Origin of the sequence: Nocardioides candidus (genome assembly GCF_041321175.1) — a bacterium.
Classification (GTDB): Bacteria; Actinomycetota; Actinomycetes; order Propionibacteriales; family Nocardioidaceae; genus Nocardioides.
The window spans coordinates 1,258,893-1,281,223 of the sequence record NZ_JBGGWC010000001.1; the positions used below are offsets into that span (position 1 = coordinate 1,258,893).

Sequence of the window (22,331 nt, forward strand, 5' to 3'; positions counted from 1 at the left end):
TCGTGCGGCTGACCCTGTGGACTTCTGTCGGTCGTCCACAGGCGCTCATCGTCGCGCATGCGCTGTCGTCGGCGCGGGGTCAAGGTGCTCGCATGGGAATCAGGTACTACGCCTACGCCGTCGACGCAGACCAGGCAGATCGCGCGCTCGCAGATCCGCGGGCGTTCATCTCGAGCGACCCGCTCGCTGACGCCTGGGGAATGAAGCCACACGCAGCCGTGTCCGTGGCAAGTTTCGAGCAGACGGTGCCGGAGCGGGACATGCTCTACCTCGACAAAGCCTGGCGCGGCCTTCAGGTGTTGACCGGACCGCGATCGGGGGCGGGGGCGGCTCGTCCGGCGTATCGCATGTTCGAAGGGAAGGTGGAGATGTGTGGTGATGGCTGGATCCCCTGGTACCGCGCGCTCGCTCCCGCGCAGGTTCACGAGGTCGCACAAGATCTCGGCGACCTGCAGCGCGAGGTCGCTGCTGTCGGTCTCCGTCGGATCGGTGCGTCCGGGGTCAATCTCTCCTACGCCGTTGACTACCTGGACAGGGCAACGCGGTTCGTCAGGCGCCTCGCCGCGGACGGCCGAGGCATGGCCTACATGATCGGATGAGAAAGGCAGGCGGTCCGATGATGCTATCGTTAGTGATAGCACTTGTCGGAGGTGATGGGCATGGCATCGATCGTCGTCCGCGGACTCGACGAATCCGTGAAGAAGCAGCTCGCCCTCCAGGCCAAGGAGCGCGGTCACTCGATGGAAGCCGAAGCGCGCGACATCCTCACGAGGGCGACACTCCGACCGCATGTCGGACTGGCGCTCCTTCGGGCTGCGCAGGAGGCGGGCGGATTCGACGAGCTTCCGGTGCCGGAGCGCAGCGACATCGCTCGAGCGGCTGACTTCGATTGATCGTGCTCGACACGAACGTGATCTCGGAGCTCTTCCGGCCGCGGCCTGAGCCTCGCGTCGTCGCCTGGTTGGAAGCGCTGACCGGCGAGGTCGCGATCACGGCGGTCACGCTTGCCGAGCTGCTGGCCGGCGTGCGACGTCTCCCTGAGGGCAGGCGCAAGGTCCTGCTCTCTGCATCGATCGACGCTGCCCTGCAGCCGTACCGGGACACCAGGGCCGTGCTTCCGTTCGATGCTGACGCAGCGGACAGATATGCCGATGTGCTGCTGGCCCGGGAGCAGGCAGGGTTGGCGATCAGCACCGCCGACGCCGAGATCGCCGCCATCTGCCTCGCGCGCGGGGCCGCGTGCGCGACGCGGAACGCCAAGGACTTCGTGGCCACCGGCGTCCGGCTGATCGATCCGTGGGCTGCCTGACGGATCGGAGGCGCCGCCTCTTCGCCGTCCCGAGGCCCACAACTGCGCGTCGTTTGACTCCGCGCTCAGCCGCGCCGGGCCCTCGCTTCGGCGCGGACCCGGTCGGTGCTCGAGTCGTCGCCGGCCTGCGAGGACACGAAGAACTTCACGCGGCACAGCGAACCGATCCTCGCCCGCCTCAGCGGCATCAGCGTGGCCTTGATCACCACCTGCTCGCCCGGTGCCAGGACCGGGGTCTCGTAGCCGCCGTCGACCGCCTTGGTGATGTTGTGGCCGTGCACGTAGTAGCGGACCCGCCACTTGCGACCGACCGACTTGTCGGCGTCGATGCGGAGGCTGCCGGCCACGTTGTCGTCGTTCTGCGCGGTGATGAAGAAGACCCCTTCGCGTCCCCGGCGGACGCGGGTCTGCGCGGTCTGGCCGTCCCAGGTCCAGTAGACGTCGTCGCCGAGGTCGGCGCGGCCCCGTCGCCGGATCAGGCCGTCGGGCCACGTCTGGTTGTCGGGGGTGTCCACGCGCAGGAGGAAGGCGTCCGACGGTGCCCCGTTGGGCGTCGTGTCGTAGGCGCCGGGTGTCGGCGTGAGGGAGTACGGGCCGGTATCGCCGGTCACGTAGGCGACACCGTCCGCGACCGCGATGCCGTTGGCCGAGCTCGCGGACACGTAGGTCACGTGCTCCAGGTCGGACGCCCCCGCGCCGGCTGTCGAGAGCCGGGCCACGGTCCCGTAGGGATACTCGTCGTCGTACTTGTCGTAGACCACGCCGTCGCCCGCCACGTAGACGTCGCCGTCCTCGACGGCGATCGACCGGCCGTGGTCCATCACGTCCAAGAAGGTCGAGTAGACCAGGTCGGCCGTGCCGGCGCCGTCCGGGGACAAGCGGGCGACGAACCCGTACGGGCCGTAGCCCAGGTCTCGGTCGTGCGCTCCCGGTGTCGTCGGCCACGACGTCGAGTCGGTGTCACCGGTGAGGTAGACGTCGCCGCCGTCGAGCGCGATCCCGCGCGCGTAGTCAGGGTTCGTGCCGCCGATCCGGGCGGAGTACACGAGGTCGGAGGTGCCTCCCCCGTTCGGGGACAGGCGGGCCACGAAGACGTCGGCCGCCCCGCCGGACCACTCAGGGGCGCCGGCCGTGGTCGGGAAGTCGCCCGTGACGTCTCCGGTGACCCAGGCGTCGCCGCCGTCGAGCGCGATGCCGTGTCCGTTCGTGAACCCGCTCTCACCCAGGAACGAGCTGTAGACCAGGTCGTCGGCGCCGTTGCCGTCCGGGGAGATCCGCACCAGGAAGGCATCCGTGCCGTCGAGGGTCGTGTCGTAGGCGCCGGGGGTGGTGGCGAGGTCGGCGCTCTCGGTGGAGCCGGTCAGGTAGGCGTCGCCCTCCGCGACGGCGACCGACGTGCCGACGTCGTCCGCGCCTCCGCCCAGCAGGGTGGAGTAGACCAGGTCGGCGGCTCCGTCCGCGTCGGGCGAGATCTTGGCGAGGAAGCCGTCCGTCCCACCGCCGAAGGTGGTGTCGAACGCGCCTGCTGTGGTGGGGAAGTCGTTCGAGCCGGTCACACCGGTGAGGTAGACGTCGCCGTCCGCCACGGCGATGCCCAGCCCCTCCTCGTCCTCCGGGACGGCGCCGCTGCCGCCGAGGAACGTGGAGTAGACGAGGTCGGCGCCCCCGGCGCCGTCCGGCGACATCCGGGCCACGAAGACGCTGCTGTCACCGTCGGCCGTCGAGTCGTACGCACCGGTGGTCGTGGGGAAGTCCGCCGACCTCGCGTAGCCGGTCAGGTAGACGTCGCCGTCCTCGACCGCAACGGCGTCGGCTCCGTCGTCGCCGGTCCCGCCGAGGTAGGTGCTGTAGGTGATGTCCGTGTCGGGGTCGATGACCAGGGGACGGTCGCGGTCGTAGGCGCCGACGTCGAACGTCACCACCCCGCGACGCAGGCGGAACGAGGACTCCACGATGCGCCGGTGGCCGTCGACGCGCTGGAAGGCGACGGGGGCGCGGTGGACGAAGTCACCGGCCGCCGTGGTGGCGACGAGCGCCCCGTCCTCGATGCGGAGCGACTCGGCGCCACGCAGCCGGTAGCGGATCGTGGCGGGATCGCTGCCCGGGCTCACGAGGAAGTCGTACTCCGGCCCCGTGCGGTCCCCTCCGAACACCAGGTCGATACCGGGGTAGAGGTCCTGGTAGCGGGCCCGGTCGAAGGTCCGCACGTCGCGCCTCCACTCGCTGCGGTCGTTGCCGAGGAAGTAGCTGGTGGTCGTCGACCGGTGCCGGCGGCCCACGACTCGCGGCTCGCGGGCGGCGCCGACGGGGTCCAGGACGACGGCTGCCGACGACCGCTCGGTGTCGTCCCCCGGCGCGTCAGGGGACCGGAGGTCGAAGACGGCGCCCCGCTCGGTCAGGAAGAGGTCGAAGCCCCGGCCCCGGGCGAAGAGCTTCACCCGGCGGTCGACCTGACCGCGGTTCGTCTCGAAGGCCAGTGGTGACGTGGCGTAGGCGCGTCGCGCTGCCACCTCGCCGGGCTCGCTGGTCGTCGAGGACGGTGCCGCCACGGCGGCGACGCCCGAGGAGAGAGCCGGGGCGGGAACCACCGTGGTAACGACAGGTGCGAGGGCCAGGACAGTGACCGCTGCTGCCACGCGCCGTCGGTTCGGAGCCTTCATCCCGTAGATGATGGACCATCGAACGGGGTCGGCGCGTCGTCCTTTCGGATGGCTTCGGCTCAGCAGTTCACCGGCGCCGGATCGATGCCGACGTCGACGATCGGTGCGAAGTTGGGCGCGGGTGCACCGCAGTCGATCAGGACGTCGGCCACGCCGTCGTTCGCGATGAGTCGATCGGCGCCGGCCAGTCCCTTGAGGGTGTCGGCGCCCAACAGGCCCCGCAGCGTGTTGTCGAGGTCGTTGCCGACGAGGGTGTCCGCGAGGTTGGTGCCGTAGAGGCTCTCGACCGTGGCGCCGACCGTGTCGCGGAAGCCGACCGGGCCGTCGAGGCTGCCCCCGTCGTCGCCCGCACCCGCTCCGATGGTGATGCTGACCCCCGTGGCGCGGGTGTCGAGGTCGTAGCGGGCAGTGTCGATGCCGGGCCCGCCGACGAGCTGGTCGCCGTCCGCGCCGCCGATGAGGAGGTCGTCCCCCTCGTTGCCGCGGAGCACGTCGTCCCCGGTGTCGCCGTAGACCCGGTCGGTGCCGTCGGCGCCCGCGGCGACGTCGTCGCCGCTGTTGCCGTGGATGGTGTCGTCGCCGTCGTTGCCCTGCAGGAAGTCGTCGCCCGAGCCCCCGTTGAGCACGTCCGCCCCGGTCCCGCCCCAGACGGAGTCGTCGCCGCTGTTGGCCGTGAGCACGTTGACCGCGTTGTTGCCGACGAGCGTGTCCGGGCCGGAGCCGCCCGCGAGGTTCTCGACGTCGGAGCCGATCGTGTCGCGGCTCCCGGCCGGGCCGTCGGCTGCCCCGCCGTCGTCGCCGACCCCACCGGTCAGGTCGGCAGTCACGGAACCCGCGTGGTCCACGTAGGACGCCGTGTCGTTGCCCGTCCCGCCGCAGATGGTGTCGGCGCCCCCGCCCCCGATGATGACGTCGTTGCCACCGAGACCAGCGATGACGTCCGGTCCGGGGGTGCCGGTGATGACGTCGTTGCCGTCGGTCCCGGTGATCGTGGCCCCGCGTCCCTGGCACGGCGTGTACTTCGGCCCCCAGACCGGCAGGAAGTCGACCTCCGTGGACGGCTGGTCCGTCAGCTGGGTCGGTGACGATCCGTCAGCGTCCATCACGAAGATCCCGCCGGCGTCGGTCGCGTCCGTCCGGCGGAATGCGACCTTCGCGCCATCGGGGGAGAACACCGGTCCCGACTCGGAGTCCACGGAGCCCGTGAGGTTCTGCACGTTGCTGCCGTCGGGCTTCATCGTGACGATGTCGAGCTGGCCGTCGAAGAACCTGGCCACGACGATCAGCTTTCCGTCGGGGGAGTAGGACGGCCCGAGGTCGGTCTGGCCCGCGCTGATGTCGGTCTGCTCGGTGCCGTCTGCGTTCATGACGTGCACCCGGGCCGCGAGTCCGTCGTCGTGCTGATAGACGATGTGGCTGCCGTCGGGGGAGTAGCGCGGGAAGACGTCGTAGACGGGGTCGTCGGTCAGCCTGATCACGTCGGTGCCGTCGACCTTCATCGAGTAGATGTCGCCCGCCGGCTCGTCACGTCCGCTGGCGAACACGATGCGGGTGCCGTCGGGGGAGTACGACGGCGTGACGTCGCCGACCGGTCCGTTGTCGGTCAGGCGGACGACGTCGCTCCCGTCCGACCGCATCGTGTAGATGTCGTTGATGCCGTCCCTGTCGCTGGTGAACACGATGTGGGTGCCGTCCGGGGAGTAGCTGGGGTCGAGCGAGTCGCCCGCGGAGCTGGTGATCTGACGCACCCCGGTCCCGTCCGGGTTCATCGTGTAGATCTCGAACTGCACGCCGTCGCCGCGGTTGCTCGCGAACGCGATGCGTCCGTTGGCGCCGGGGGTGAGGGCTGCCGCGGGGTCCACCTGCCCGGTGACCGCCACGCAGGTGGTGGCGACGACGGTGGCGGAGGCGAGGAGGGCGATCGGACGGCGCATGGGAGGCCTCTCGGAGTGGACACCAGGCGAGGCCGAAGCAGGCCCCGACATCACCCTTCGTCCCAGGAGAGCGTCCGGTGACGATCCATCGTCGCACCGCCGGGCCACCCGGTCAGGCGATGGTCGAACATTCTGGTGCGCCGTAGGACGTACCCAAGTCCATCGGGACGCCGGGCCCACGCTGCGGCTGCGGCCGGCCGTCGCACTTTGGTACGTCGGTCGGCGAGGGACGCGCCCGCGAGACGATGGGCACGTGACCGTGGACTTCAGTGACAGGTACGGCCCGTGGGCGCTGGTCGTCGGCGCGAGCGAGGGCGTGGGTGCGGCGTATGCCGAGGCGCTCGCCGCACGCGGCCTGAACCTCGTGCTCCTCGCCCGCAGGCAGGGCGCGCTCGACGAGGTGGCCGCGCGGATCCGCGCCATCACGGACGTCGAGACGCGGACCCTGGTCGTCGACCTCACCGCGTCGGACGCCGCCGCGTCGGTCATGGCCGCGCTGGCCGACCTCGAGGTCGGGTCCCTCGTCTACTGCGCAGGCGCGGACGCCGACTACGCGGCGTTCCTCGACCACCCCGTGACGACGGCGGAGGCGATGATCCAGCGCAACTGCACCGTCCTGGTGCAGCTGTGCCACGCGTTCGCCGGTCCGATGGTCGCGCGCGGTCGCGGCAGCATCGTGATCTTCGGGTCGGGGAGCGGGTTCGCCGGGACGCCGAGGTTGACGACCTACGGCGCGACCAAGGCCTTCGACATGGTCTTCGCCGAGGGCCTGTGGGCCGAGCTGAAGCCGCTCGGCGTGGACGTGCTCGGCCTGATCCTGGGTGAGACCGACACCCCGACCCTGCGCCGGACGCGCCACCGGCTGGGCCTCGCCGCGTCGCTCGAGGAGCGTCCCCCGGGGTCGGCGCGTCCCGAGAGCGTCGTCGCCGATGCGCTGGCACACCTCGACCGCGGCCCGATCCGGATGCCGGACCGCAAGGTCCGCCTCGGCTCACGCGGCTTCTTCCCGATGGGCCGCAAGCGGATGGCCGCGATGATGGCGAAGGCGACCCGCAAGGCGATGGAGCCGCGCTGACGTCCGCCGACCTCACGGGAACCTGCCAGATTCCGTCGAGTCGCCGCCAACGCTCCGGCACGCCGCAATAACCGGTCGCGGTGGCCGGTTCCGCCTCCTAGGTTCGAGCAGCGAGGACGGAGCGACATGGAGACGAAGGCGAAGGTCGGGCTCGTCGTGGTCGCGCTCGCGATCGTCTACGTCGTCTGGGGGTCGACCTACCTCGGCATCCGCGTGGTGGTCGAGGAGATGCCGCCGCTGACGGGCATGGGCAGCCGCTTCCTCGCGGCCGGCATCCTGCTCGCGGTGGTCCTCAGGGTCCGCGGCGTGCCGATCCGGGTCAGCCGGTCCGAGCTCATGGGTGCCGCACTGGTCGGCCTGACCCTGCCGATGCTCGGCAACGGCCTGGTCGCCATCGGCGAGAGCATGGACACCCCGAGCGGAGTGGCGGCGCTGCTCGTCGCCGCCGTGCCCCTCTTCATCACCGCCTACCGCTTCCTCGCCGGCGACCGCCCGAAGGTGTGGTCGGTGCTCGGCGTGCTGCTCGGCTTCGCAGGCCTGGCCTGGCTGGTCCTGGGCGGCCGGCACCAGGGCCACGTGCCGCTCGGTGGCGCCGCGATCGTGCTGGTGGCCAGCGCGTTCTGGGCGTTCGGGTCGTGGGTGCAACCGCGGTTGACTCTGCCCGGCAACGCCTTCGTGCTCACCGTCCACGAGATGTGGACCGGTGGCGCGATGATGGTCGTCGTCGGGCTGGTCCGCGGCGAACGGCCCGACCCCCTCCAGTACGGCGGCCAGACCTGGCTGGCCTGGGGATACCTGGTCGTGATCGGCTCGATGGTCGGCTACAGCGCCTACGTCTGGTTGCTGGCCAACGCCCCCATCGGCCTCGTCGCGACGTATGCCTACGTCAACCCCGTGGTCGCGGTGTTCCTCGGCTGGTTGATCCTCGACGAGCCGGTCACCAGCGCTGTCGTCGTCGGCGGGCTCGTGATCGTCGCGGCGGTCGCCGTGGTCATCTCCGTCGAGCGGCGTCCGGTGCACGCGGACGAGCCCGCGCTCGAAGCCGCCACGCCCTAGGGTCGCTGCATGGCCGTGACCATCGCCGAGCTCGTCGTGGCCGATCCACCGCAGGCGTGGGTCTCGGCGGGATTCGGCGTCGACCCCGACGGCACCTGCCGGATCGGCTCGGTCGCGGTGCGCCTGGTGGGTCGGGGCGCAGGCAAGGGGATCGTCGGCTGGTCGCTGCGGGGCCTGCCGGCGCAGACGCTCCGGGAGGGTGTCGACGGGATCCCGACCTCCGCGTCGGACGCTCTCGCGACACCACCGGGCGACCACCTCAACGGGGTCACGAGCATCGACCACGTCGTGCTGGTCTCGCCCGACCTCTCCCGCACCGTGGCCGCGCTCGCCCTGCTCGGGCTCGACCCGCGTCGGGAGCGCGACGGCGAGCTCGGCGGCGCGCCCGTGCGCCAGGTCTTCTACCGGCTCGGTGAGGTCATCCTCGAGGTCGTCGGCTCACCCGGCGCGACCTCGGAGGCTCCGTCGACGCTGTGGGGACTGACGCACAACGTCGCGGACATCGACGCCGCCGTGGCGCTGCTCGGCGACAACGGCGGTCGCGTCAAGGACGCTGTGCAGCCCGGTCGCCGGATCGCCACGCTCCGGCACGAGGAGCTCGGCATGTCGGTCCGGACGGCGCTGATCACGCCGCACGTGCGCGCCACCTGACCTCACGCCTCGACGGTCGCCCGGATCGCGTCGAGCGTCTCGGCCATCCCGGCCCGCATGGTCTCGGTGAACGACTCGACCCCGCCCATGAAGCCCTCGGTGAGCTGCAGCGAGAGGTCGGAGAGGCCGTCGGGCGCCTCGCGGCGCTGGACGAGTCGGGTGCGGCCGCCGTCGAGGGGGGTGAGCTCGAAGCTCCAGACCTGCCAGTTCTCCTCGACGCGGAAGGCGAGCGCCTGCTGGGGCTCGAACCGCGTCACCGTGGCGTGCGTGGTCCACTCCAGCTCGCCGTAGTGGTTGCGGTTGGTGAACTCGGCGCCGAGCGCGACCTCGTCGAACCCGCTGCGCAGCCGGGTCGAGGTGACCTGCGGACTCCACTCGGGCATCCGTCGTACGTCACTGACGGCCGCCCACACCGCCGCGGGTGGGGCGTCGATCTCGACGGTGGCCTCGAGGGGCGGGGCGGCGGCTGAGGGCGGCATCGGCATCTCCTGACTATTTACGACCGATCGGACGTCTTGTCGGGACAGTACACCCTCCTCGACTCCCTCTCCTACGCTGTGCGGATGCCCCAGCGGATCCAGGTCGGAGGGCTCCGGGTCGCCGCGGAGCTCCACGCTTTCGTGCGCGAGGAGGCCCTGCCCGGGTCGGGCGTCGAGGAGGACGACTTCTGGGCGGGCCTCGCGTCCCTGCTCGCCGACCTGGCCCCCCGCAACCGTGCGCTGCTGGCACGTCGCGACGACCTCCAGCGCCAGCTCGACCAGTGGCACACCGACCACCCCGGCCCGGTCACCGACCGGGCGGCGTACGTCGCGATGCTGCGCGAGATCGGCTACCTCGTCGACCCACCGGCCCCGTTCGAGATCACGACCAGCGACGTCGACGCGGAGGTCGCCTCCCAGGCCGGTCCGCAGCTCGTCGTGCCGGTGCTCAACGCGCGGTTCGCCGCCAACGCCGCCAACGCGCGGTGGGGGTCGCTCTACGACGCGCTCTACGGCACCGACGTCATCCCCGAGGACGACGGCCACGAACGGGGGACGTCGTACAACCCCCGTCGCGGCGCCGTCGTGATCGCCCGCGCGAAGCAGCTGCTCGACGAGCACTTCCCGCTGGTGGCGGGCAGCCACGCCGACGTGCAGGAGTACGCCGTCGAGGACGGCCGTCTCGTCGCGACGACGCCGAGCGGGCCGACCACGCTGGTGCGGCCCGAGCTCCACGTCGGGCACCGCGGCGATCCCGCAGCGCCGGAGGCCGTGCTCCTCGTGCACCACGGGCTGCACGTGGAGATCCAGGTCGACCGCGAGCACCCGATCGGCAACGGCGACCCCGCCGGCGTGAAGGACCTGCTCGTCGAGGCGGCGGTGTCCACGATCATGGACCTCGAGGACTCGGTCGCCGCGGTCGACACCGCCGACAAGGTGGCGGCCTACCGCAACTGGCTGCTGCTCAACCGCGGCACCCTGACGGCGGAGGTGGCCAAGGGGGAGGGCTCCTTCACCCGCAGCCTCGAGCCCGACCGCGTCTACGCCACCGCCGACGGTGAGCTGGTGCTGCCCGGACGCTCGCTCCTCTTCGTGCGCCAGGTCGGCCACCTGATGACCACCGACGCGGTGCTCGACGAGGCGGGCGAGGAGGTCCCCGAGGGGATCCTGGACGCGGTCCTCACGGCCCTGTGCAGCCTGGTCGACCTCCAGGGCCGCGGCGAGCTGCGCAACTCCCGCACCGGCTCGATGTACGCGGTCAAGCCGAAGATGCACGGGCCGGAGGAGGTGGCGTTCACCGACGACCTCTTCGCCCGCACCGAGGACCTCCTGGGCCTGGCGCGCGGCACGATCAAGCTCGGCATCATGGACGAGGAGCGCCGCACCTCCGCCAACCTGGCGGCCTGCATCCACGCCGCGCGTGGCCGGGTCGCCTTCATCAACACCGGCTTCCTCGACCGCACCGGCGACGAGCTGCACACCTCGATGCTGGGCGGCGCGATGATCCGCAAGGGGGCCATGAAGGAGCAGCCCTGGATCGCGGCCTACGAGGACCAGAACGTCGACATCGGCCTGGCCTGCGGCTTCCAGGGGCGCGCCCAGATCGGCAAGGGCATGTGGGCCATGCCCGACGAGATGGCGGCGATGCTCGAGCAGAAGATCGGCCACCCGCGGTCCGGGGCCAGCTGCGCCTGGGTGCCGTCGCCGACCGCGGCCACGCTGCACGCGCTGCACTACCACCAGGTCGACGTCGCGGCCCGGCAGGCGGAGCTGGCGGGCGGCCGGCGCACCACCCTCGAGCAGCTGCTGACCGTGCCGTTCGCCGACCCGCCCACGTGGTCGGAGGAGGAGCGCCGCGCCGAGCTCGACAACAACGTGCAGGGCATCCTCGGCTACGTGAAGCGCTGGATCGACGAGGGCATCGGCTGCTCCAAGGTGCCCGACATCAACGGCACCGCCCTCATGGAGGACCGCGCGACCTGCCGCATCTCCAGCCAGCACGTCGCCAACTGGCTCCACCACGGCATCGTCACCGCCGAGGAGGTCGAGGAGACGCTGCGCAGGATGGCCGACGTGGTCGACGCGCAGCAGGCCGGCGGCGGCTACGAGCCGATGGGGCCGTCGTACGACGGGCAGGCCTTCCTCGCGGCGCGCGACCTGGTCTTCGAGGGCCTCGCACAGCCGTCGGGCTACACCGAGCCGATCCTGCACCGGCGTCGGCGCGAGAAGAAGCTCGAGCAGTCTGCGGCCGAGCGGTGACGGGGCCCGACGACATCGCGGCCCGGCTGCTCGCCGACCTCGACGAGCGCCTCGCGCCGGTCGACGCCGAGCTCGCCGCCGACTACCCGGGGGAGCGCCCCGGCCGCCAGCCGGTGCACACCGTCTACGTGCCGGCGGACCGCTATGAAGCCGGACTGGTGCCGTCGTACGGCGCCGCGGCGCTCGCCCTCCTCGACGAGCACGCCGACCGGTTCGACCGTCTCGTGGGCGCGACGGCGACCCGGCAGTGGCGCGACGACCTGGTCGCGCGGGTGCGGGCGAAGCTGCAGACCGAGCCGGTCGAGGACCTGCGGATCGACTTCGAGGACGGCTATGTCGGCCGCAGCGACGCCGACGAGGACGACGACGCGGTGCGGGCGGCCAGCGACCTGGCGCAGAGCCAGGAGGCGCGCTCCGCGGCGCCGTACGGCGGCATCCGGGTCAAGTGCTTCGAGGCGGCGACCCGCGGCCGCGCGATCCGCACGCTCACGACGTTCGTCACCACGCTGCTCGACAGCGGCGGCACGCTCGACGGCTGGGTGGTGACCCTGCCGAAGGTCACCCGGGTCGAGCAGGTCGAGGCGATGGTGCACGTCTGCGAGGTGCTCGAGGGCGAGGCCGGCCTGGCGCCGGGCACGCTGGCGTTCGAGGTCCAGGTCGAGACGCCGCAGTCGATCCTCGGCGCCGACGGCGCTGCCACCGTGGCGCGGATGGTGCACGCCGGAGCCGCCCGGCTGACGGGCCTGCACTACGGCACCTACGACTACTCGGCGGCGGCCGGCATCGCGGCCGAGCAGCAGTCGCTCGAGCACCCGGTCGCCGACCACGCGAAGCTCGTCATGCAGGCGGCGGCCGCCGGCACGGGTGTGCGGCTCAGCGACGGCTCGACCAACGTGCTGCCGGTCGGTGACGGCGACGAGGTCGAGGCGGCGTGGACCCTGCACCACCGGCTGGTCCGGCGGTCCCTCGACCGCGGCTTCTACCAGGGCTGGGACCTGCACCCGGGCCACCTGCCGACCCGCTACGCCGCGACCTACGCCTTCTACCGGCAGGGGCTGCCGAGCGCCCTGGAGCGGCTCGCCGCCTACACCGGCGACACCATGCGCGGGATCGCCGACGAGCCGGCCACCGCCCGCGCGCTCGCGGGCTTCCTGCTGCGCGGCGTGCAGAGCGGGGCCGTCGACGAGGCCGAGGTGCTCCAGGGCTGCGGCCTCGACACCGAGCAGCTGGTGGCGATGTCGACGCGACGGGTCGGGGCCTGATGCCCGAGCTCGACCTCGTCCTCCGGTCCCGCCGCGCGATCGTGCGCGGCGCGGAGGTCGCGGCGTGCGTGGGGATCGCCGGCGAGCGCATCGCCGCGATCACGGCCTGGGACGCCCCGCCGGCGGCCGCGCGGACGGTCGACCTCGCCGACGACGAGGTGCTGCTGCCCGGTCTGGTGGACACGCACGTGCACGTCAACGAGCCGGGTCGCACGGAGTGGGAGGGCTTCGCCAGCGCGACGCGGGCCGCCGCGGCGGGTGGGGTCACCACCCTCCTCGACATGCCGCTCAACTCCATCCCGCCGACCACGACCGTCGCGCACCTGGAGGAGAAGCGGCGCGCGGCCGAGGGTCAGGTGCGGATCGACGTCGGCTTCTGGGGCGGCGCCGTGCCCGGCAACCTGGCCGACCTCGCTCCCCTGCACGAGGCCGGCGTCTTCGGCTTCAAGTGCTTCCTGCTCGACTCGGGCGTGCCCGAGTTCGGAGCCCTCGAGGGGGAGGCGTTCACCGCTGCGATGCGCGCGACCGCCGGCATCGGGGCCTTGATGATCGTCCACGCCGAGGCGGCCGAGCTGCTCGACGAGTCGGCCCTCGACGGCCGCCACTACGCGGGCTTCCTCGCCTCGCGCCCCCGCGCCGCGGAGGACGTCGCGATCGCGGCGGTGATCGAGGCCGCGCGGGGGGCCGGAGCGCGGGCGCACATCGTGCACCTCAGCAGCTCGGACGCCGTACCCCTCCTGCGCGCTGCGCGGGCGTCCGGCGTCGACATCTCGGTCGAGACCTGCCCGCACTACCTCACCTTCGCCAGCGAGCAGGTGCCCGACGGCGCGACCACGCTCAAGTGCTGCCCGCCGATCAGGGAGGCCGCCAACCGGGAGGCGCTCTGGGCGGCGCTGGTCGGGGGCGACATCGACTTCGTGGTCTCCGACCACTCGCCCTGCACGCCCGAGCTCAAGGAGCGCGGCGGTGGTGACTTCGGCGCCGCCTGGGGCGGCATCGCCTCGGTGCAGCTCGGGCTCCGAGCCGTGTGGACGGGCGCGCGCGAGCGCGGCCTCGGCCTCGCCGACGTGGTGCGCTGGATGGCGACCGGGCCGGCCGACCGGGTCGGGCTGACGTGGAAGGGCCGGATCGAGGTCGGTGCCGACGCCGACCTGGTGCGCTTCGCACCCGACGACGAGGTGACCGTCGACGTCGCGGCCCTCCACCACCGCAACCCCGTGTCGGCGTACGCCGGGCGAAGACTCGCCGGATCGGTGAGGGAAACCTGGCTTCGCGGCACGTCGCTCGCCTCCGCGGGAGAGGATGCTCCGCGGGGGCGACTAATGAGGAGAGGCGTCAGATGAGCTACCACGTACCGCGGGGAGGGTTGCCGCCGCAGTCGGCACTCACCACCGACCGCGCGCGCTTCACCGAGGCGTACGCCGTCGTCCCCGCCCGGACGCTCAGCGACATCACCGCCTCCGCGCTGCCGCACTGGGAGCGCACCCGGCTGTGGGTGCTCGCGCGCCCGTTGTCCGGCTTCGCCGAGACCTTCAGCCAGTACGTCGTCGAGGTCGCCCCCGGCGGCGGCTCGGACCGTCCCGACGACGCCACCGAGGCCGAGGCCGTGCTGTTCGTCGTCGACGGTGCGCTGGCGCTGACGCTGGACGGCACCGATCACGCGCTCGAGGTCGGCTCCTACGCCTTCCTGCCGCCCGGCACCTCCTGGACCCTCCGCAACGCGAGCGACGCGACCGCGACCTTCCACTGGATCCGCAAGGCCTACGCGCGCGTCGACGGGATCGACGTGCCCGAGGCGTTCGTGACCCGCGACCAGGACGTCGCGCCGCTGCCGATGCCCGACACCGACGGCGCGTGGTGCACGACGCGCTTCGTCGATCCCACCGACGTGCGGCACGACATGCACGTCAACATCGTCACCTTCGAGCCCGGCGGCTCGATCCCGTTCCCGGAGACCCACGTCATGGAGCACGGTCTCTACGTGCTCGAGGGCAAGGCCGTCTACCTGCTCAACGAGGACTGGGTCGAGGTCGAGGCCGGCGACTTCATGTGGCTGCGGGCCTTCTGCCCGCAGGCCTGCTACGCCGGGGGCCCCGGGCGGTTCCGCTACCTGCTCTACAAGGACGTGCACCGCCACGCGGGTCTGGTCCTCTAGCTCGCTCGACGGGGTTGTTACCGAGACGTAACCCCCGTCACACCCAGGTCGTTTCCCCTACGTGCGTCACCTCCGGCTCCCCGCCCTCCTCGCGTTCCTGCTCACCCTCGTCGCGCTCGTCCCGACCGGCGCGAGCACGGCGGCCGACGATCCGGCGTACACGGTGACGACCCTGCACTTCAAGACCCTCGTCGGCCCGGCCGACGACAAGGTGTGCGACGTCGTCGGCGACCTCTACGTGCCGGCGGGCGCGACGAGCGCCGCCCGCGTGCCGGCGGTCCTCACGACCAACGGCTTCGGCGGGTCGAAGGACGACCAGGCCGGCATCGGCAGGTCGTTCGCCGAGCGGGGCTACGTGGTGCTGTCCTACTCCGGTCTCGGCTTCGGCGGATCGAGCTGCAAGATCACCCTCGACGACCCCGACTGGGACGGGAAGGCGGCCAGCCAGCTCGTCAGCTACCTCGGCGGCCAGGACGGCATCGCCTTCCTCGACGCTGCGCACACCCAGCCGGCGCCCGTCCTCGACGTGGTCCAGCACGACGCCCGCGACCACGGCGGCGTCGCCCGGACCTACGACCCCCGGGTGGGCACGCTCGGCGGCTCGTACGGCGGCGGCTTCCAGTTCGCGGTCGCCTCGCTCGACAAGCGCGTCGACACGCTCGTCCCGCTGATCACCTGGAACGACCTCAGCTACAGCCTGGTGCCCAACAACACCGACCAGACCACCGGTGTGTCCACCAGGACCCCCGGCTCCGCCAAGCAGAACTGGGCGCTGGGCTTCTCGCTGCTCGGTCTGACGGGTGACGCGCAGAACGGCCAGGTGCCGCCCGACCTGCTGCCCTGCCCCAACTTCGCCGACTTCGTCTGCCCTGCCCTCGCGTTCGCGGGCACCACGGGCTACCTCACGCCCCAGCACGTCGCCAAGCTGCGGCACGCGTCGGTGGCGTCGTACATCGACAAGGTGAAGGTGCCGGTGCTGCTCATCCAGGGGGAGAACGACACCCTCTTCAACCTCAACGAGGCGGTCGCCACCTACCGCGGCCTCCAGGCGCGGGGCGTCCCGACGAAGATGATCTGGCAGTCGTGGGGTCACTCCGGCCCGGCCGCGCCCGGCGAGATCGACCTCGGCAACCCCGACCCGAGCAGCCAGTACGAGACGGCGCGCGTCCTCGACTGGTTCGACCACTACCTCAAGGGCTCGGCCGTCAGCACCGGCCCGGAGTTCTCCTACTTCCGCGACTGGATCGCCTACACGGGCATCGCCACTCCTGCCTACGGCACCGCGACCCACTTCCCGGTCGGAGGCGCGAAGACCTACCGGCTCTCGGGTGCTGCCGACCTCGTGACGGGACTCAGCACGGTCAAGGGCCAGCAGGCATTCGTCACGCCGCCTGCGGGCGCACCGACCGAGCTGGACACCCTCGACGTCCTCGGCGGGTACGTCGGCCAGCCGGTGGACGAGGTCACCGACGTGCCCGGCACGTTCGGGTCGTGGCAGACGTCGCCGCTGACGGCGCCTGTCGACGTGGTGGGGTCGCCGGTGGTCAAGCTGAAGGTGGACGCGCCCGCCGCAGCCGTCACCCAGGGAGCCGGCCCGGCCGGCATGCTGGTGCTCTACGTGAAGGTCGCCGACGTCGGTCCGGACGGCAAGGCGCACCTCATCCACGGACTGGAGGCGCCGGTGCGGGTGCGTGACGTGACGAAGCAGTTCACCGTGACGCTGCCGGCGATCGTGCACCGCTTCGACGCCGGGCACCGGCTGCGCCTGATCGTCTCCGGGGGGTCCGTCAACTACCGGGGCGGCCTCACGCCGACGCCCGTCACGATCGCCTCGGGGACCGCCCAGACGCTCACCCTCCCGGTCACCCCGTAGCGGGTTCGTCCGGGGGCGGTGCAACCTCCTGGGTTGCTCGCGCGTCTTACGGGTATCTGCGGGGGAGCCATCTCACGCACCAGGAGGTACCGGTGAGGAAGTCGGGGCCGCGGCACGTCGCGGAGCAGGTGCTGCACATGAAGCTCCTCATCGCGTGGATGACCCGCAGGCTGGCCGGGGTCTGAGCCGCTCCTGACGCGGCCGGGGGCCGGTCCGAGGCCCGTTTCGGGCACCTCGGGGGGCGCCGCGACGTACGGTTCCTGCATGGAGCACTCGCACGCCGTCGTCAATGGTGAGACGCGCAGCCTCTCGGGCGCCGAGCCACCGCTGACGGCCCTCGACTGGCTGCGCGGCATCGGTCTCACCGGCGCCAAGGAAGGCTGCGCGGAGGGGGAGTGTGGCGCCTGCTCGGTGCTCGTGGCCCGCGCAGGTGTCGACGCCCCGACGGAGTGGACCGCGATCAACGCGTGCCTGCTCCCGGCCGCCTCGCTGGCGGGCCAGGAGGTCGTGACCGCGGAGGGCCTCGGCGACCCCGACTCCCTGCACCCGGTGCAGCGCGAGATGGCCGTGCGCGGCGGCTCGCAGTGCGGCTACTGCACGCCCGGGTTCGTCTGCAGCATGGCCGCGGAGTACTACCGCGCCGGCCGCTGCGAGGGCTCCGAGGAGAGCGGGTTCGACCTGCACGCGCTGTCGGGCAACCTGTGCCGCTGCACCGGCTACCGGCCGATCGTGGAGGCCGCCCAGGCCCTCGGCGCGCCGGAGGCCGGCGACCACCTGTCCTTCCGTACGACGGCGCCCCCGCCGGTCTCCGCGCCGGTCCGGCTGCCGGGCTATGTCCGGCCCGCCGACCTTGAGGAGGCGCTGGCGCTGCTCGCCGAGCCGGGCGCGGTGGCGCTGGCCGGGTCCACCGACCTCGGGGTCGAGTCGAACCTCAAGGGCGCCCGCCCCGGGCTCCTCGTGGGCGTCGACCACCTGCCGCAGCTGCGCGGCCTGACCGTCGGCGACGACGTCGTGGAGATCGGGGCCGGCCTGTCGCTGAGCGAGGTGGAGCGGCGCCTCGACGGGGCCGTGCCGCTGCTCGCGGAGGTCTTCCCGCTGTTCGCCTCGCGGCTGATCCGCAACGGCGCGACGATCGGCGGCAACCTCGGCACCGCATCGCCGATCGGCGACCTCGCTCCCGCGCTGCTCGCGCTGGACGCGTCGCTGGTCCTGGTCTCGGCGGCGGGGGAGCGCGAGGTCCCGCTCGCCGGCTACTTCACCGGCTACCGCGAGACCGTCCGCGAGCCGGGCGAGCTGATCGGTCGGGTGCGGGTCCCGCGCCCGCTGGCGCCGGTCGCGGCCTTCCACAAGGTCGCCAAGCGCCGCTTCGACGACATCTCGTCGGTGGCGGTCGCGTTCGCGATCGACCTGGTCGACGGCGAGGTCGCGCGGGCGGCCATCGGGCTCGGGGGAGTGGCCGCCACCCCGATCCGGGCGACCGAGGCCGAGGACGCCCTCGTCGGGCGACCGTGGACGGCCGAGGTGGTGACCGAGGCAGCGCAGCTGCTCGGCCGGTGCGGCACCCCCATCGACGACCACCGTGCGAGCGGCGCCTACCGGCGCGCGATGCTCGCCACGTCGCTCGAGAAGCTCTTCGCCGAGATCGGAGGTGCCGCGTGAGCAGGCTGTCCGAGCGCCCCGCGACCGCGGAGGTCGGCGTCGCCCGGCCCCACGAGTCGGCCGCCCTCCACGTGACCGGCCGCGCGCTCTACACCGACGACGTCGCGCTCCGCACGCCGCGGCTGCTCCACGCCCATCCCGTCTGCGCTCCCCACGCGCACGCGTTCGTGACGCGCCTCGATCCCAAGCCGGCGTACGACATCGACGGGGTGGTGCGCGTCCTGACGGCCGACGACGTGCCCGGCGTCAACGACGCGGGCACGAAGCACGACGAGCCGCTCTTCCCCACCGAGGTGATGTTCCACGGCCACGCGGTCGCGTGGGTGCTGGGCGAGTCGCTCGAGGCAGCGCGCGTCGGAGCGGCAGCGGTGGAGGTCGACTACGAGCCGCTGCCCGCGATCCTGACCGTGGTCGAGGCGATCGAGGAGGCCAGCTTCCAGGGCATGCAGCCGCGACTGGAGCGCGGTGACGTGGCCGCTGGGCTCGAGCGTGCCGCCCATGTCTTCACCGGCGAGATCGACTTCGCCGGCCAGGAGCACTTCTACCTCGAGACCCACGCCTCGCTGGCGCTCGTCGACGACGACGGTCAGGTCTTCGTCCAGTCCAGCACCCAGCACCCGACCGAGACCCAGGAGATCGTGGCGCACGTGCTCGGTCTCGCCAGCCACCAGGTGACGGTGCAGTGCCTGCGGATGGGCGGCGGCTTCGGCGGCAAGGAGATGCAGCCGCACGGGTTCGCGGCGGTGGCCGCCCTCGGTGCGCGGCTCACCGGCCGGCCGGTCAGGTTGCGGCTGACCCGCCAGCAGGACATGACGATGAGCGGGAAGCGGCACGGGTTCCACGCGACGTGGCGGGTCGGCTTCGACGACGACGGCCGGCTGCAGGCGCTGGAGGCCACGCTGACCTCCGACGGAGGCTGGAGCCTCGACCTGTCCGAGCCGGTGCTGTCGCGGGCGCTGTGCCACGTCGACAACGCCTACTGGATCCCCGACATCCGGGTCGACGGCCGGGTCGCCCGCACCCACAAGACCTCCCAGACCGCCTTCCGCGGCTTCGGCGGACCGCAGGGCATGCTCGTGATCGAGGACGTCCTCGGGCGCTGCGCGCCGCTTCTGGGCCTCGACCCCGCGGAGCTGCGGCGACGCAACTTCTACGCGGAGGGGCACACGACGCCCTACGGCCAGGAGGTGCGGCACGCCGAGCGGCTGACCCGCGCCTGGGACGAGGTGCTGACGACGTCGGACTTCGAGGCACGTCGCGCCGAGATCGCCCGCGCCAACGCCGGGAGCCCGCACCGCAAGCGCGGCCTGGCGATCACGCCGGTGAAGTTCGGGATCTCCTTCAACTTCACCTCGTTCAACCAGGCCGGTGCGCTGGTGCACGTCTACAAGGACGGCTCGGTGCTCATCAACCACGGCGGCACCGAGATGGGGCAGGGGCTGCACACCAAGATGCTGCAGGTGGCGGCCACCGCGCTCGGGTTGCCGATCGAGCGGGTGCGCCTCGCGCCGACCCGCACCGACAAGGTGCCCAACACCTCGGCCACCGCGGCCAGCTCGGGGGCCGACCTCAACGGCGCGGCCGTCAAGGACGCCTGCGACCAGATCCTGGCGCGCCTCCGACCGGTGCGGGAGGTGCTGGGCCCGACAGCCCTGTGGGACGACGTCGTCCGCACGGCGTACTTCGACCGCATCCAGCTGTGGGCGGCGGGCTTCTACAAGACCGACGGCCTGAGCTGGGACGCGAACGCCGTGCAGGGCTCGCCCTTCAAGTACTTCGCGTACGGCGTCGCGGCCGCCGAGGTCTCCGTCGACGGCTTCACCGGCGCCTACCAGGTCGACCGGGTCGACATCGTGCACGACGTGGGCGACAGCCTCTCGCCGCTCGTCGACATCGGGCAGATCGAGGGCGGCTTCCTGCAGGGCGTCGGCTGGCTGACGTTGGAGGACCTGCGCTGGGACACCTCCGACGGACCAGGACGGGGCCGGCTGGCGACCCCGTCGGCGTCGACCTACAAGCTGCCGAGCCTCTCGGAGCTGCCGGCCGACTTCCGGGTCGCGCTGCTCGAGCGGGCCGCCGAGGACGGCGCCGTCTACGGCTCGAAGGCCGTCGGCGAGCCGCCGCTCATGCTCGCCTTCGCGGTACGCGAGGCGCTGCGCGACGCCGTCGCCGCGTTCCGGCCGGCCGGTGACAGCGTCGAGCTCGACTCGCCCGCCACGCCGGAGGCCGTCTTCTGGGCGATCCGGGGTGGGCGACCGTGAGCGACTGGCTGCGGGCGCTCCAGGAGTGCCAGGAGGCGCGGGAGGCCTGCGTGCTGGTCACCGTCACGGAGGTCCGCGGGCACGCGCCGCGCGAGGCGGGCGCCAAGCTCGTCGTCACCGCCGACCGCACCTGGGGGAGTGTCGGGGGCGGCAACCTCGAGGAGGCGGCGATCCGCCGTGCGCGCGGGCTGCTGCGCGGGCTCGCGCTGGGTGGTCCGGCGACGCCGGTCACCGAGCGGCACACGCTCTCCGACAAGGTCCCGGTCGAGCACGGCGTGCAGTGCTGCGGCGGAGAGGTGACCCTGCTGCTCGAGCCGCTCGCGGCCGCCCCGGCCGTCGCGGTCTTCGGGATGGGTCACGTGGGTCTCGAGCTGGCGCTGCTGCTCAGCCGCCACGACCTCGAGCTGCACCTCGTCGACTCGCGCGCCGACCAGCTCGACGACGCCCGGCTCGCACCCGTGCTCGCCGGTCCGGCCGCGGTGCGGGTGCACCAGGTGCCGGTGCTGCCCGAGCTCGTCGTCGCCGAGCTGCCGCGCGGCACCCACGTGCTGGTGCTCACCCACGACCACGCCGAGGACCTCGCGATCCTCGACGCGCTCCTGCGCTCCGAGGTGCCCGCGACGATCGGCCTGATCGGCTCGGCCGCGAAGTGGACCCGCTTCCGCGGCAAGCTCGCCGACCTCGGGCACCCGCCCGAGGTGATCGACCGGGTCCGCACCCCCATCGGCGACCCCGCCCTGACCGGGGTCAGCGGCAAGGAGCCGGCCGCGATTGCGGTGTCCGTCACAGTCGAGGTGCTCGGCCTGATCCGGGCATCCGCGGTCAGTACCCTCGGTCGGTGACCTCAGCACCGACCGACACGTCCGTGACCCGCCCTCGGAGCGAGTTCGACCGCGACATCGCGGTCGCCCGCGCGGAGGAGAGGTCCGACGAGCTCGTCGGCACGCTCTCCGACGGCTGGCGCGTCGGCGGCGGCATCAACGGCGGCTTCCAGATGTCGCTGCTCGGCAACGCGATCCGCGCCACCCTGCCCGCCCACCCCGACCCGATCGCGATGAGCGCCTACTTCGTGTCCCCGGCGGTCGCGGGACCGGTCACCGCCGCCGTACGCCCGCAGCGGCTCGGTGGCCGCACCGCCACCGTCGCGGCCGACCTCAAGCAGGGCGACGACGTGCGCCTCACCGTGCTGGCGACGTACGGCGACCTCGACTCGTTCCCCGCCGACGACGTGCGCACGACGGCCACGCCCTTCGACCTGCCGCCGCGCGAGCGGTGCGTGCCCAACACGATGGCGCCCGACGACGTGCAGAAGATGGCGCCGTTCCTGCAGCGCTTCGAGATGCTCTTCCACCCCGACGAGATCGGCTGGGCCGTCGGCGAGCCGAGCGGGCGCGGCCAGGTGACGGCGTGGTTCCGCCTCGCCGACGGTCGCGAGCCCGACCCGCTCGCGCTGCTGTTGGCCGTCGACGCGCTCCCGCCCGTGACGTTCGACCTCGGCCTGCCGGGCTGGGCGCCGACCATCGAGCTCTCCGCCCACGTCCGCGCGAAGCCCGCCCCCGGCTGGCTGCGCCTGCGCCACCGCACCCGCAACGTCGCCGGCGGGATGTTCGAGGAGGACTGCGAGGTCTGGGACTCCGCCGACCGCCTGGTCGCCCAGTCCCGCCAGCTCGCCCTGCTCCCGCGCTGACGGTCCCGACC

At 72.5% G+C, this 22,331-nt stretch carries 18 protein-coding genes; 15 read left to right on the top strand and 3 right to left on the bottom strand.

Features of this window, described 5'->3' with window-relative positions:
• Nucleotides 1-2 precede the first annotated feature (2 nt).
• From ACAX67_RS06285 to ACAX67_RS06295, 3 genes are read left to right on the top strand one after another with little or no spacing between them, the layout of a single operon-like run.
• Nucleotides 3-599, top strand: a complete 597-nt coding sequence (locus ACAX67_RS06285; RefSeq protein ID WP_370702951.1) for a DUF1877 family protein — start codon at nucleotides 3-5, stop codon at nucleotides 597-599.
• 60 nt (nucleotides 600-659) lie between these two features.
• Nucleotides 660-893, top strand: coding sequence for a FitA-like ribbon-helix-helix domain-containing protein (locus ACAX67_RS06290; RefSeq protein WP_370702952.1), 234 nt, complete (start codon nucleotides 660-662; stop codon nucleotides 891-893).
• A gap of 2 nt (nucleotides 894-895) precedes the next feature.
• Nucleotides 896-1,309 (top strand): type II toxin-antitoxin system VapC family toxin, encoded by a 414-nt coding sequence (locus ACAX67_RS06295; protein ID WP_370702953.1) that lies wholly within the window; start codon nucleotides 896-898, stop codon nucleotides 1,307-1,309.
• Between the two features lie 65 nt (nucleotides 1,310-1,374).
• On the opposite strand, the gene ACAX67_RS06300 is transcribed toward ACAX67_RS06295, so the two are convergent.
• Nucleotides 1,375-3,969, bottom strand: a complete 2,595-nt coding sequence (locus tag ACAX67_RS06300) for a DUF7948 domain-containing protein (protein ID WP_370702954.1) — start codon at nucleotides 3,967-3,969, stop codon at nucleotides 1,375-1,377.
• A 59-nt stretch (nucleotides 3,970-4,028) separates the two neighbouring features.
• The gene (locus tag ACAX67_RS06305; RefSeq protein WP_370702955.1) at nucleotides 4,029-5,903 is read right to left on the bottom strand and encodes a DUF5050 domain-containing protein; all 1,875 of its coding nucleotides are present in this window, start codon (nucleotides 5,901-5,903) and stop codon (nucleotides 4,029-4,031) included.
• A gap of 253 nt (nucleotides 5,904-6,156) precedes the next feature.
• Between ACAX67_RS06305 and ACAX67_RS06310 the strand changes: the two genes are divergently transcribed.
• From ACAX67_RS06310 to ACAX67_RS06320, 3 genes are all read left to right on the top strand, one after another.
• The gene (locus ACAX67_RS06310) at nucleotides 6,157-6,978 is read left to right on the top strand and encodes an SDR family NAD(P)-dependent oxidoreductase (protein ID WP_370702956.1); all 822 of its coding nucleotides are present in this window, start codon (nucleotides 6,157-6,159) and stop codon (nucleotides 6,976-6,978) included.
• Nucleotides 6,979-7,104: 126 nt separating this feature from the next.
• The gene (locus ACAX67_RS06315) at nucleotides 7,105-8,034 is read left to right on the top strand and encodes an EamA family transporter (protein WP_370702957.1); all 930 of its coding nucleotides are present in this window, start codon (nucleotides 7,105-7,107) and stop codon (nucleotides 8,032-8,034) included.
• A gap of 9 nt (nucleotides 8,035-8,043) precedes the next feature.
• A complete protein-coding gene (locus ACAX67_RS06320) occupies nucleotides 8,044-8,685 on the top strand; it encodes a VOC family protein (protein WP_370702958.1) in 642 nt (213 codons plus the stop codon).
• A 2-nt stretch (nucleotides 8,686-8,687) separates the two neighbouring features.
• On the opposite strand, the gene ACAX67_RS06325 is transcribed toward ACAX67_RS06320, so the two are convergent.
• Nucleotides 8,688-9,164, bottom strand: a complete 477-nt coding sequence (locus ACAX67_RS06325) for an SRPBCC family protein (protein WP_370702959.1) — start codon at nucleotides 9,162-9,164, stop codon at nucleotides 8,688-8,690.
• Nucleotides 9,165-9,248: 84 nt separating this feature from the next.
• Between ACAX67_RS06325 and ACAX67_RS06330 the strand changes: the two genes are divergently transcribed.
• The 9 genes from ACAX67_RS06330 to ACAX67_RS06370 all read left to right on the top strand — a co-directional run bounded on the left by ACAX67_RS06330 (nucleotide 9,249) and on the right by ACAX67_RS06370 (nucleotide 22,320).
• Nucleotides 9,249-11,423 carry a malate synthase G gene (locus tag ACAX67_RS06330; RefSeq protein ID WP_370702960.1) on the top strand — a complete coding sequence of 725 codons (2,175 nt, stop codon included), beginning with the start codon at nucleotides 9,249-9,251 and terminating at the stop codon, nucleotides 11,421-11,423.
• Nucleotides 11,420-12,685, top strand: coding sequence for a DUF6986 family protein (locus tag ACAX67_RS06335; RefSeq protein WP_370702961.1), 1,266 nt, complete (start codon nucleotides 11,420-11,422; stop codon nucleotides 12,683-12,685). Before ACAX67_RS06330 ends, ACAX67_RS06335 begins: the two co-directional genes overlap by 4 nt.
• The gene (allB, locus tag ACAX67_RS06340) at nucleotides 12,685-14,028 is read left to right on the top strand and encodes an allantoinase AllB (RefSeq protein ID WP_370702962.1); all 1,344 of its coding nucleotides are present in this window, start codon (nucleotides 12,685-12,687) and stop codon (nucleotides 14,026-14,028) included. The genes ACAX67_RS06335 and allB overlap by 1 nt, the downstream gene beginning before the upstream one ends.
• Nucleotides 14,025-14,840: a bifunctional allantoicase/(S)-ureidoglycine aminohydrolase gene (locus ACAX67_RS06345; protein WP_370702963.1), complete on the top strand. Its 816-nt coding sequence runs from the start codon at nucleotides 14,025-14,027 to the stop codon at nucleotides 14,838-14,840. The genes allB and ACAX67_RS06345 overlap by 4 nt, the downstream gene beginning before the upstream one ends.
• A gap of 61 nt (nucleotides 14,841-14,901) precedes the next feature.
• On the top strand, nucleotides 14,902-16,713 hold the full coding sequence (locus tag ACAX67_RS06350) for a CocE/NonD family hydrolase (RefSeq protein ID WP_370702964.1): 1,812 nt from the start codon (nucleotides 14,902-14,904) through the stop codon (nucleotides 16,711-16,713).
• Between the two features lie 264 nt (nucleotides 16,714-16,977).
• On the top strand, nucleotides 16,978-18,372 hold the full coding sequence (locus ACAX67_RS06355) for a xanthine dehydrogenase small subunit (RefSeq protein WP_370702965.1): 1,395 nt from the start codon (nucleotides 16,978-16,980) through the stop codon (nucleotides 18,370-18,372).
• Entirely contained in the window at nucleotides 18,369-20,633 is a 2,265-nt protein-coding gene (locus ACAX67_RS06360; protein WP_370702966.1) for a xanthine dehydrogenase molybdopterin binding subunit, read from the top strand. Before ACAX67_RS06355 ends, ACAX67_RS06360 begins: the two co-directional genes overlap by 4 nt.
• Nucleotides 20,630-21,475, top strand: coding sequence for a xanthine dehydrogenase accessory protein XdhC (gene xdhC, locus ACAX67_RS06365; protein WP_370702967.1), 846 nt, complete (start codon nucleotides 20,630-20,632; stop codon nucleotides 21,473-21,475). The genes ACAX67_RS06360 and xdhC overlap by 4 nt, the downstream gene beginning before the upstream one ends.
• Complete coding sequence (locus tag ACAX67_RS06370; protein ID WP_370702968.1) at nucleotides 21,472-22,320, top strand: thioesterase family protein; 849 nt, start codon at nucleotides 21,472-21,474, stop codon at nucleotides 22,318-22,320. Before xdhC ends, ACAX67_RS06370 begins: the two co-directional genes overlap by 4 nt.
• Nucleotides 22,321-22,331: the final 11 nt, after the last annotated feature.